This window comes from Planctomycetota bacterium (assembly GCA_026387035.1).
Lineage (GTDB): Bacteria > Planctomycetota > Phycisphaerae > FEN-1346 > FEN-1346 > JAPLMM01.
Genome location: JAPLMM010000221.1, coordinates 1 through 11,040 on the forward strand (window position 1 = coordinate 1; position 11,040 = coordinate 11,040).

The following is an 11,040-nucleotide window of genomic DNA, read 5'->3' on the forward strand; positions in this document are numbered from 1 at the left end:
GCAAAAACGATCCGACCCCCCGACCGCTTGAACCGCCCCAGCAGCCGCACCGTGCTCGTCCGCAGGTTGGTGGCGTCCGGCACGATAACCACCCGGTATCGGCCCTTGCCCACCACCAGTTCTCCCTTCGCCGCCCGGCCGTGCCGCTCCAGAATCAGTTCGTCCCCGAAATGGAAGTCGGCGTGCGTCGCAAGCACCGCATCCGCCAGCGCCGCGAGTCGCCGGTCCAGTCCGTCCACTTCGCGCGTATCCAGCGGGCTGTACTCGGCCCACGCACTGGAGATCGGATGAATCACGAGCACATCCGCGACGGCCTTCCCTTCCGTCAGCACCGACAGCAGCCGCGACATGTAATCATTCCAAAGGCTATAGTGCGGCCACCAGGGCTGATGGCAATGCAGGCTGGGAGGCCAGTCGCGTTTTCGGCAACCGCGCAGCGTGAACGACGAAAGATGCTGGCACACCAGGTTCACGCCCAGCACGAACTGCCACTCCGCGATCCACCTCAGGTCGTCGAAACTGACGTTCCAGCCCGAGCCGGCGAACATCTCGCTCAGCACCCGCCGACGACCCAACTGCGCCGCCACGCTCGACACCTGTTTGACGGGCACGGGGCTCCCCAGCCGCCGATACAGATGGTCGATGCCGGGAATGTGCATGTATTCATAATGCGGCATGGCCGCGCCGACGTGCACCACCTGGCTCCGGAGCGTGTCTTCCCCCATCACGTGGCCCGTGAGCATCAGGTGGTTTCGGTCGCACCACTGATAGACCGGCAGCGTCCACGCCAGCAGGAACAGGCGCGTCAGCGATTCGTAAAAGTCGAACCGCACCTGCCGATAATCCCCCACCGGGAAGAACAGTTCCGGCAACCGGCCCGCCAAATCGTATCCGCACGAACGCTGGAAGAACCGCGGCAACTCCAACGACCAAGGCACCTGGTGACCGCTCCAGCCGTACTGCGGCTCATCCGTGAAGATGCCTGGAATCAACCGCCCGAACTCGCGACCCACCGATTCCCGGTACGCCTCGTGCGTTCGCTTCAGAAATTCCTCGGTGGCCTCCCGGCAAAGGACATCCACGTAATCGCCCGTCCGGTAAACGAAATGCAGAACCGCTTCGTCCGCTTTGCGACGCAGGTGGCAGACGCGATGCGGATCGTCCACCCGCCGGAACTCCTCGTATCCGCCGTCCCGCCCCTTCTTCCCCACAAACACCGCCACCGTCCGCTCCGTCGGCTCCCATCCCTCCGGTTCGATCTCCTCGAACACCAGGTGCTTGTCGCGAAACGCCTCGCGCCCCGCGTACACGCGCCCCGAGCAGGCGCCGCTCGGCCAGCAGTCTTCGTCGTACAACCACGGCGCGACACCCGTGTGCCGACCCTCCTCCACCGCCGCATGTACGCCCGCCATCCACTCCGGACTCAGATACGGCGTCACAAGGCCCTGGCGCGCGTGCATGAAGTGGCCGCCCAGGCCCCCCTTCGCCATCTCACGCACCTGCCGGCGGATCTCCTCCGCATCCAGCCGATCGTTCCACGACCAGAAGGTCAGCGGCCTGAGGTCCCGCCCGTCGTGCCCGGCATCCTCAAATCGTTCCAGCAAGTCCACTCGAGCCGACCTCCCGTTCGTCCTCCGCTGCCGCCGCTTCGAGGCCGAGCGCCTCTGCCGCACGCCGAAACGCATCGCCCCGGTGCTCGTAACTCTCGAACATGTCCCAACTGGCGTGCCCCGGCGAGAGAAGCACGACGTCGCCCGCCTTCGCCAGACGCGCCGCCCGCCGCACCGCGTCTTCCATGTTTTCCGCCCGCTCGACCGGCGGCCCGTTGCCCTCGAGGGCCCGCGCGAGCGCCTCGGCCGTCGCCCCCATCAGCACCACCGCCCGGGTTCCTGTCCGGATCGCCTTCAGAAGAACCTCCGGGTCCACGTGCTTGTCGTACCCCCCGGCGATGAGAACCACGCCGCGGTCAAACGCCTCCATGCCGACGCGGGCCGACTCCGGCGTCGTCGCCTTCGAGTCGTCCACGAAAAGGACGTCGCCCACGCGGCCGATGACCTGGAGGCGATGCGGCAGCGGCCGGAACGCTTCCACCGCCGACACAATCGCTTCCAAAGGCACCCCCAGCCACCGCGCCGCCGTCGCCGACGCCAGCACGTTCGCCAGGTTGTGCCGCCCACGGAGCCGCACGCGCCCCGCCAGGTCCGCCCGTTCCTCCGTGCCTCCCAGCCGAAACACCAGTTCCGTTCCCTTCAGAAAAGCGCCGTCGTCCAGCGCCTCCTTGACGGAATAGAACACCGCCCGGCCGCGAGCGTCCTTCTTCCACGTCCGCACTTCGGCGTCGTCGGCATTGAGGATCGCCACGTCCTCCCGGCCTTGAAACCGCAGGATGTTCTTCTTCGCCGCGACGTAGGCCGCCATCGTCCCGTGCCGGTCCAGATGGTTCGGGCTGACGCACGTGACCACGGCCACGTGCGGGCTTCGTTCGATGGCCGCCAGGTCCTCCAGTTGGAAACTCGAAAGTTCCAGGACGACGGTCTCGTCCGGCCCGATCTGGTGCACCTCGTCCAGGAGGCTCTTGCCGATGTTGCCGCCCACGCGCGTCGGGCGAAACCGCGCCAGCATCTCCCCCAGAAGCGCCGTCGTCGTGCTCTTCCCGCTCGAACCCGTCACGCCGACCAGCGGCGCGGGACACAACGCGACGAACAGATTCATCTCGCTCGTGACCGGCACGCCTGCTTCGACGGCCATCGCCAGGTAAGGCGACGTTTTCGGCACCGCCGGGCTCACCACCACGAGGTCGGCCTCCGTGAAGTCGGCCGGCCGGTGCCCGCCCAGATGGAACGTGATGTCGAGGCCCTCGAGCGCCTCGAGGCTCGGCGCGAGCGCCTCCGCCTGCTTCAAGTCCGTCACCGTGACGTGGGCGCCGCGACGCGCGAAATAAGAGGCGGCCCCGACGCCGCCCCCGAACAACCCCAGACCCATGATCGTCACCGCCCGCCCTTCCGGGCGAGCGGGGACCGCCGACGCCGACCTCGGCCGGCCCCGCGGTCCACGATGGGCGATCTTGCCGGTGGCCTCCATCCACGCATCCGAACCGTTCGCGCCGCCTTCAGACCGTCGCCGTACGCCGGGCCAGCGCCTCCGCCAGCGCCGCTTTCACGTCCACCGTCGCCACCTCGATCGCTTCCTCCCAGTTCACTTCGCCGAGGTGCTGGTACTCCGGCCGCTCCCAGGCGTAAATCACGCTCCGCGACACCGTGACCAGCGCGCCCCATCCGTCGTCGTGAAATGCCAGCGTCGCGTCGTCGACCGAGCCTCCCTGGGCTCCGACCCCCGGCACGAGGAGCAGGCTGTTCGGCATCAGGGCGCGCAGTAACTTGGTGTCTTCCGGATAGGTTGCCGCCGCAACGGCCCCGACCAGGCTGTACCCGCAGTCCCCCAGGCATCCTTCCTGGTTGGCCCAGTCGTTGACGCGTTCGGCGATCCGCTCGAACACGCGGCGTCCTTCCGCGTCCTTGAAATCCTGGAAGTCCTTCGCCGACGGGTTCGTCGTCCGCACGACCACGAAGACGCCCTGCCCGCCCGCCTTCGCCGTCTCGATGAACGGCTGCACGCCGTCCTTCCCGAAATACGGGTTCACCGTCGCCGCGTCCAGCGTGACTGTCCGCTCGTCCTTACCCTCGCCGATGAAAACTTCCTCCAGGTGCGCGACGGCATAGGCCTCGGCCGTCGAGCCGATGTCCGCACGCTTCACGTCGCCGATCACCAGCAGGCCCTGCTCGTGCGCGTAGTCCGCCACCTCAAAGTACGCCCGCACGCCGCTCGGCCCGCAACGCTCGAAGTAGGCGCTCTGGAGTTTCACACACGGCACCTGTCCGGCCACGATGTCAATGACGCTCTGGCAGAACTCCCGTGCCGCGGCCGCCTGCTCTCCCAGGCCCGCCCGGTTCGAGGAGGCAATCTCCCGGATCTGTTTCGGCAGGCGCTCGTACATCGGGTCCAGGCCGACGCACAGGGGCGCCTGTTTCGCCTCGATGGCATCGAGCATCCGGTCCGCAAAGTGTTTCGCCACGCCTGTCTCCTATCGCCTGAACGCCCTTTTTCTGCACCCTTCTGCCGCCAAAAGGAAGGCAGTCTACGCGCCTCACCTCCCCGATGCAAGCATTTTTCCATGAAGACCCGATTCCGAGGTCCTCGAGGCCCTTGCAGGACCGCCCAGATTGCCCATTTTCAAGCCTCCGAGAGGGCACGCCGCAGGGAATCAAACGCTTCGCCATGCCGCCTGGCGAACCGCTCGCGGAGACCGAACGCCGCCAAAAACAGACTTCGGGAAAGAAAGCGGGCAGCCGTCGGGCCGCCCGCTAAGCACTCGAAGGGTACCGAGATAGGGAACCTCAGCCCCCCAGACCCGTCAGGATCTCGGCCAGGCGGTCGCGAATGGAGTTTTCCTCCGCGTTGAACGTCCCCGCCAGGTACGTCTGAACCGGGGGCGCGACGGCAATGTTCCGCTCCGCCGCGTTCGTGCTCCCATCCAGGTAGGCCGAGTAGCCGTTGTACGCCGCCGTCGCATCCGCCGCCGTCGGGTACCGGATCACGAAGAGGTAGTTCACCACCCCCGTCTGCGTCGTCGGGTATCCCATGATGGCAACATCGGTCCCCGGCCCGAAGGCCAGGGCGCGTTCGACCATTGCGGCGTCGCCCTTGGGCATAAACGGAAGCCTCGCAAGAACATTGAATGTATGCAGATAATACCGCTCGCCCTGGATCGACCCGATCGGAAAACCCTCGAGGATCGCCGGCCGATAACCCTTGGAGGTGATCTGATCGTCCACCCACTGGGCGAACTCTTTCAGCGCCGGTTCCCCACCGCCCGCGCCCTGGAACTCCGCCAGCACGGCGTACGGCCCCTTGACGAACCCCAGCGCCTTGTCCGACATCCGGGCGGCCTGCCCCATCGGCGGGAACTGCGCCCCGGACGACCCCACGCTGAACAGGCCGAACGCCTCCGACGGGCTCTCCATCTCGTAGATCCGCAGCGTCATCGCTTCGCCCGTCCCGCCGCGACCGTACCGCGCCACGCCCGACTTCACGTACCCGTAGGCACGCACGAGCGCCGCGTCGGCCCCCGCGTCGGACTCCAGGGCTTTCACCTTCTCCTCCGGCTTCGCGACGGGCCCGAACACTTCCACGTCGCCCACCGGTTTCCAGTCCGTCACGTCCTGCCCCTTCGGAAAAAGTTTCAGCAGTTCCGCATGGGGTCCGGTCGGCGCCGCAGGCCCCGGCGCGCCCTCCTCGGGCGGCGTCGTCTTGCAGCCCGCCGCGATTAACAGAATCACCAGGCCTCCGACCGCCAAGGCCTGCCAAACAGTCCGTCCGCCGATGATCATGATTCGGCTCCTCCTTACGGATGGGTCCATAAGTTTCCACCTTCGCGGCCGGTATTATAGCGCGGCCCCGCCGCCCGTTCAATCTATTTCGACCCCGCTCCGCCGCCCGCGTTTTCAATCCGGCCGGGCCAATCGGCCAGCGGATGGACCTCGGGCGACTCCCCTCCCGCCCCTTCGACCATCAACCGCACGACGATCCGCACATTCTTCACCTTCTCCGGAAGACGAACCACGAGTTTCCGCACGTCGGGTTGCTGGGCCTCGGGCGGCGGCGGGTTCGCCCCCGCGACCTCGAACACCGCGCCCGCCGGCTCCAGAATCTCGGCCCCGATGCGCTTGCCCTTCAGCGAAAGGACCGCGCGATTCTTCTCCGGCTTGACCTCCGCCTGGGTGTGCATCTGCCAGACGACCCCGACCGGCTCGCCGGCCGAGACCTCGTCCTGGATGAGAATCTCTCCCGGCGCGATCATCGCCATGCCGCGGAGAACCCGCGTGCACATCAGGTAGCCCTGCGACAGATCCGCGACGGCCGAGACCCTTTGCCGAGTGGACGAGAACGCCACGATCGGCGCCTTCGCCTTCGGGTTCTGGTTCTCGCCGTTCACGACGAGCGTGTTGTGCCCCTCGGTCCGCAGGCGGTAGTAGGTCCACCGCTTGTCGCCGAAGTAATTGGGCAGGTCGTAATCGTCCCCCCCGAGGTCCAGGGCCCACCGTTCGCCGAGCGCATCCAGCACGAACGTCCCGAGGTCCAGGTGGCTGTGGTTCGCCTGGTTGTCGCCCCCTTTGAAGCCGACCCAGAGGGCGTTCGGGTTGTCCCACGCGCTGCGGAAGAAGACGACGTCCACGCCCCGAAAGAGTTTCGACGGCGCCAAGCCGCTCTCGGCAGGACCCTGCCCCTCGGGAGTGTACCACAGGAGATCGAACGCGCCGTCGCCCATCGTCCGGCGTTCGCAGGCCGCGTAAACCGGCTTCTTGAAGGCCCGCGCGAGCCAGAACATCGCGGCTGCGCTCCCCGCGGAGTCGTGGGCGTCGGCGAAGTTGAACGTCCGACCCGTCGGCCCGATGAAGTGGATGCGAAACAGGCCCGTCTCCGCCAGGCCCGGCGTCTGGTCGAGCCCTTTCATCGACCCAAGGGCCGACTGAAGCGCCGTCAGGTACATGGACGTGTACCGCAGCGTGTATCCCCAGTACCCCGGCCCTTCGTTCCATCCGCCGTCCACGCCGAAGTTCCCCATCGCGCCCTGGACCGCCTTCAGGCCCGCATCGAGGACCTCGGCCGCGACGACCGGTTCCTCGTCGGCGACGGCCAGCGCCCCGACCGCCAGGCCGCCGTTGCACACCTGGCTCCAGTTGTGATGCGCGCGGGTCCACCAGCCGTAACCCGCCTTGCCGCGGTAACAATTCAGCCCTTCCTGGAGCCCTTTCTCGACAATCGCCTGGCGCACCTGCGCGCGCTGCGCGTCGGAGAGAAAACTGTAGAGCCAATCGTACCCGATGCCGAAGGCGCACGTCATCTCCGCCGTGTCCAGAAAATGCTGGGGATGCCAGTCGGGGAACTTCGCCGCCGCCTCCAGTTCCTTCCACGCGCGTTCGGCGTACTTCGCCTCGCCGCTCACGAGGTACACGAGGGCGAGCGCCGAGACGCGGTCGAGACACTTGCGGCTGACATGCAGGAGGCGAGGCCCTACGAGTTCGTAGCGCACCGGCTCCTCGCGGAGCGTCTTGTCCGCCTCCTTGCGGAGTTTTTCGTAGAGGGTCTTCATGTCGGCGTCCTGCCCGACGCCCGCCCGAAGCCGCTCCAGGCTCTCGTGCGTCACGAAGAGCCGCGGATGACCCGCCCGCAGCGTCACGAGGATTTCGGGCCGAGCCTCGGCCCCCGCCGCGCACGACGGCCACGCCGCCAGCGCGAACGCCGCAAACGCCGCGATCATCCATCCCGCATTCTTCATGACAATCTTCTCCCGCTGAAGGAACCGTACTTTCAACCGAAGACGTCGACGGTTATAGCGCCTCTGCCCGGCCCCGTCAAGGAATCCGCGCCGCCTTTCGTATTGCCCGCCGACCGGCACCTTTCTACAATCTTCTTTCCGGACCCGACCCCGCGAGGCCGGGGACCGCAAGCGGAGGACATCGCATGGCAGGCGAGCAAGTGGCCGTTTATCCCGGCGTCTTCGATCCCGTCACGCTCGGGCACCTCGACATCATTCGCCGGGGGACAGTGCTGTTTGACCGGCTCATCGTGGCCGTCGCGTCGACTCCCGACAAGCAGCCGCTTTTCACCACCGAGGAGCGCACCGCTCTCTTGCGCGACGCCGTCGCCGACTTGAAGAACGTCGCCGTCGATTCCTACGAGGGCCTCACGGTCGAGTTTGTCCGCCGACATGGGGCCTCGGTCATCCTGCGTGGCCTCCGGCAGCACTCCGATTTCGAGTACGAGTACCAGTTGGCCCTGACGAACCGGACGATTGCGGGCGTCGAGACCGTTTTCGTCATGGCCGACGAGCGGGTGGCCTACATCTCGTCGCGCCTCGTGCGGGAGGTCGCCTCGCTCGGCGGCGACGTGTCGAAACTCGTCCCGCCGAATGTGGCCAAGGCGCTGGGCGCACGGCTGAAAACGTAACGGAGCGCTAAGCCGCGAGCGGTCGCTCCGCGGACTCGTTGAACCATTGTGGAGGGAATACCATGCGTTACTGGCTTAAGGTTTTCGGACTGGTGCTGCTCGCCACTATCCTGATGGGAGTCTCCTTTGTCGCCGGCGCCGTGCTGCAACCGCGCCCCATCCTCAAAGTGTGGATCTCCATGACGGAGCGCCACGTGGCGCGGAAACAGATCCGATTGGGACAGATGCTCCGGCAAGGGATGAGTCCCGAGGAAGTCAAGGCGCTTCTGGGCAACCCCAGCAGAGCCGAAGACGTAGGCAGCGAAGGTTGGCGAGAAGGGGTTCGCTGGCATTACTCTTGGGGCGGCGGCGCCGGCAGCGGTCTCATCGTCGAATTCCGCTATCTTGGTCCACCCCGCTTCAATCCTTCCTCTCGACTCTGCTATGCTCATATCATGAGTGAGGCGATCTTCTATTTCCCTGACACGGATCCCAACCGCTTCACGATCGGAAGGCCCTTGACGAGTCGCTGCGTTGCAGAGAGGGGGCGGACCGAAGTCGGTGGTTCCGCCGCGCCGAAGCTGCGCTCCGCGACGCAGACCGCCTATTCGTAATGCGTCCACATGCGGATGACTTTGACGGTTTTGGCTTCCTTGATGACCTGATAGACGAGACGGTGCTGGATGTTGATGCGGCGGGAATAGGCGCCGGCGAGGTCGCCGACGAGTTTCTCGAACGGAGGCGGGGAGCGAAAAGGATCTTCGCGGAGAATCTCGAGCAGGACCTCGACTTTCGGGCGCAGACCCGCCGCTGAAACCTTCTTGGCATCCTTGCGGGCATGGGCCGTGTAAACGAGGTTCCAGGTCACCAGCCCGGCTCCTTGCTGCACTCATCCAGCGGCGTCTGGAGGCCCTCGCGGATGGACTCGCGCATACCCGGAATCGAAAGCAGGTGCAGCGTCTCCTGGATGCTGCGCCAATCCTCCTCGGAGAGCAGCACGGCAGCCGCCCGCTTGCCGGCAATGTGGACAGGCTCGTGAGACTGGGCTACTTCGTCAATCAACCGGTAAAGACGCTCTCTGGCCTCGCTTGCGCTCAGAACCGTCATGGCCTGACCCTCCTTTCGTACGACATATCGTACGACTAGCCCCTGCCCATGTCAAGTGGCAACAACCCATGCGCAACCCGAAAGGCCCTTTGGCCTTGCCCTTCAGACTCACGCCGGGCCGAAACCGCGTTCGGCCACCTGGACGGCCAGGAGGAGCGCGCGGGCCTTGCTCAGCGTCTCCTCGTACTCGCGCTCGGGCACGCTGTCGGCCACGATCCCCGCGCCCGCCTGGACGTCAATCACGCCGCCCGACAGGACCATCGTCCGAAGTGCGATGCACGTATCCATGTTTCCTGAGTAATCCACGTAGCCGACGGCCCCGGCGTAGGGTCCGCGCTTGGTCGGCTCAAACTCGTCGATGATTTCCATCGCGCGGACCTTCGGCGCCCCCGACACCGTTCCCGCCGGCACGCTCACCCGGAGCGCGTCCAGAGCCGTGCACCCGTCGCGCAGCCGGCCCGTCACGTTCGACACGATGTGCATGACGTGGCTGTAGCGTTCGACGTGCATCACGTCCGACAGGCGGACCGTGTCGTACTGGGCGACGCGCCCGACGTCGTTCCGCGCCAGGTCCACGAGCATGACGTGCTCGGCCCGTTCCTTCGGGTCCGCGAGGAGTTCTTTCTCGAGGCGCTTATCTTCCTCGGCGCCCGAGCCGCGCGGACGGGTGCCGGCGAGCGGCCGGCTCGTAATCTCGCCGTCCTCGACGCGGACCATGATCTCGGGGCTCGACCCCAGGAGCGTCACGTCCTTCGTCTTCAGGTAAAACATGAACGGGCTCGGGTTGATGACCCGCAGCGCGCGGTACACGTCGATCGGCGCGGCGCCCGACTCGACCCGAAGCCGCTGCGACAGCACCACCTGAAAAATGTCGCCGGCGCGGATGTACTCCTTGCACGCTTCGACGGCCCGCAGAAAGTCGTCGCGCTCGAAGTTCGACTTGAACGGCAGCCGGACCTCCTCGCACCGGACCATGTCCTCGACCTTGAGGGGCGCGGGGCGCCGGAGTCGCTCGCACACGGCGTCGATCCGCTCGCGTGCCGCGTCGTACGCCTTCACCGGTTCCCCGTCGCCGAGGATCGCGTTCGAAACGACCATCACGGTTTTCTGCACGTGGTCGAAAATCACCATCGTGTCGTAGAAGCCGAAGACCATGTCGGGCAGGCCGCGATCGTCCTTCGGGACGTTCGGAAGATTTTCATAGCGGCGGATGATGTCGTACCCGGCGTAGCCGACCGCGCCGCCCGTGAATCGAGGCAGTCCCGACCTGTCGGGATGGTGGACCACCTTGTGGGCGGCGAGGCACTGGGCCAGGCGGGCCAGCGGATCGTCGCACTCGCTCCGCGTCACGCGATCTCCCTGCTGGACCTCCACGCGCCGGCCCCACGCGCGGATGGTCTCGCGCGGACGCACGCCCAGGAAGGTGTACCGCGCGACGCGCTCCAGGCCGACGACGCTCTCCAGGAGGAACCCCTGCCCGTCCTCGTCTAGGAGTTTGTTGAACGCCAGGACCGGCGTCAGGTGGTCCGAGAGGAGCGTGCGATAGACGGGGATCGTATTGCCCTGGCGGGCCATCTCGAGGAACTCTTCTCGCGTCGGTTCATACATGGTCCGGCTCCGCGCCCTAGAGAAGACGGCGTGTCACACCCCTTGCGACGGCAGCAAACGAACCGACCAAGAGGTCGATCAGCATCCCCACGACCAGCAGGATCAGCATAAGCAGCGGAACGGAAATAAACCACATGGCACGTCCTCCCTGGGCAGACGGCCTTGCGTTTCGCGTCCACTATAGCCGGGCGGCGCTTGCGAATCAATCGGCCTCCAGCGACACCGGAGGCGTCCTGACGAGGCGGCCGGGATTTTTTCCTTGCCGCTCCGACGAAACCGGGGCAGTGTCGTACCCCGGCGAAGCCCCGCCGCGGCCGGGCGCACGCCCGCCGGGCCTGC

General features: G+C 66.4%; 10 protein-coding genes. 2 read left to right on the plus strand and 8 right to left on the minus strand.

The annotated features are described in order from the left end of the window. From NTX40_07895 to NTX40_07915, 5 genes are all read right to left on the minus strand, one after another. Window positions 1-1,610: glycosyl hydrolase (locus NTX40_07895; protein MCX5649002.1), on the minus strand; the 1,610-nt coding region annotated here is incomplete at its 3' end. After that, a complete protein-coding gene (murD, locus tag NTX40_07900; protein ID MCX5649003.1) occupies window positions 1,588-3,081 on the minus strand; it encodes a UDP-N-acetylmuramoyl-L-alanine--D-glutamate ligase in 1,494 nt (497 codons plus the stop codon). The genes NTX40_07895 and murD, both read right to left, overlap by 23 nt. A 28-nt stretch (window positions 3,082-3,109) precedes the next feature. Then, window positions 3,110-4,072, minus strand: coding sequence for an orotidine-5'-phosphate decarboxylase (gene pyrF / locus NTX40_07905; GenBank protein MCX5649004.1), 963 nt, complete (start codon window positions 4,070-4,072; stop codon window positions 3,110-3,112). Window positions 4,073-4,394: 322 nt separating this feature from the next. After that, window positions 4,395-5,387: a hypothetical protein gene (locus tag NTX40_07910; protein MCX5649005.1), complete on the minus strand. Its 993-nt coding sequence runs from the start codon at window positions 5,385-5,387 to the stop codon at window positions 4,395-4,397. Window positions 5,388-5,470: 83 nt separating this feature from the next. Further along, entirely contained in the window at window positions 5,471-7,336 is a 1,866-nt protein-coding gene (locus tag NTX40_07915; GenBank protein MCX5649006.1) for a heparinase II/III family protein, read from the minus strand. 185 nt (window positions 7,337-7,521) lie between these two features. On the opposite strand from NTX40_07915, the gene coaD reads away from it, so the two are divergent. Next, window positions 7,522-8,007, plus strand: coding sequence for a pantetheine-phosphate adenylyltransferase (coaD, locus tag NTX40_07920; protein MCX5649007.1), 486 nt, complete (start codon window positions 7,522-7,524; stop codon window positions 8,005-8,007). A 62-nt stretch (window positions 8,008-8,069) separates the two neighbouring features. After that, window positions 8,070-8,600: a hypothetical protein gene (locus NTX40_07925; GenBank protein ID MCX5649008.1), complete on the plus strand. Its 531-nt coding sequence runs from the start codon at window positions 8,070-8,072 to the stop codon at window positions 8,598-8,600. Here the strand turns inward: NTX40_07925 and NTX40_07930 are convergent. The 3 genes from NTX40_07930 to trpE form a co-directional block, all read right to left on the minus strand. Continuing rightward, window positions 8,591-8,854, minus strand: a complete 264-nt coding sequence (locus tag NTX40_07930; GenBank protein ID MCX5649009.1) for a Txe/YoeB family addiction module toxin — start codon at window positions 8,852-8,854, stop codon at window positions 8,591-8,593. The two genes, NTX40_07925 and NTX40_07930, sit on opposite strands and share 10 nt — an antisense overlap. Further along, a complete protein-coding gene (locus NTX40_07935; protein MCX5649010.1) occupies window positions 8,851-9,093 on the minus strand; it encodes a type II toxin-antitoxin system Phd/YefM family antitoxin in 243 nt (80 codons plus the stop codon). The genes NTX40_07930 and NTX40_07935 overlap by 4 nt, the downstream gene beginning before the upstream one ends. A 108-nt stretch (window positions 9,094-9,201) precedes the next feature. Beyond that, the gene (trpE, locus tag NTX40_07940; protein MCX5649011.1) at window positions 9,202-10,701 is read right to left on the minus strand and encodes an anthranilate synthase component I; all 1,500 of its coding nucleotides are present in this window, start codon (window positions 10,699-10,701) and stop codon (window positions 9,202-9,204) included. Between the last annotated feature and the right edge of the window lie 339 nt (window positions 10,702-11,040).

Excerpts from the sequence above, each read along its gene's own strand:
- NTX40_07925 (MCX5649008.1), top strand. The coding sequence starts at position 8,070 with ATGCGTTACTGGCTTAAGGTTTTCGGACTGGTGCTGCTCGCCACTATC.
- coaD (MCX5649007.1), top strand. The coding sequence starts at position 7,522 with ATGGCAGGCGAGCAAGTGGCCGTTTATCCCGGCGTCTTCGATCCCGTC.
- NTX40_07915 (MCX5649006.1), bottom strand. The coding sequence starts at position 7,336 with ATGAAGAATGCGGGATGGATGATCGCGGCGTTTGCGGCGTTCGCGCTG.
- NTX40_07935 (MCX5649010.1), bottom strand. The coding sequence starts at position 9,093 with ATGACGGTTCTGAGCGCAAGCGAGGCCAGAGAGCGTCTTTACCGGTTG.
- murD (MCX5649003.1), bottom strand. The coding sequence starts at position 3,081 with ATGGAGGCCACCGGCAAGATCGCCCATCGTGGACCGCGGGGCCGGCCG.
- NTX40_07910 (MCX5649005.1), bottom strand. The coding sequence starts at position 5,387 with ATGATCATCGGCGGACGGACTGTTTGGCAGGCCTTGGCGGTCGGAGGC.
- trpE (MCX5649011.1), bottom strand. The coding sequence starts at position 10,701 with ATGTATGAACCGACGCGAGAAGAGTTCCTCGAGATGGCCCGCCAGGGC.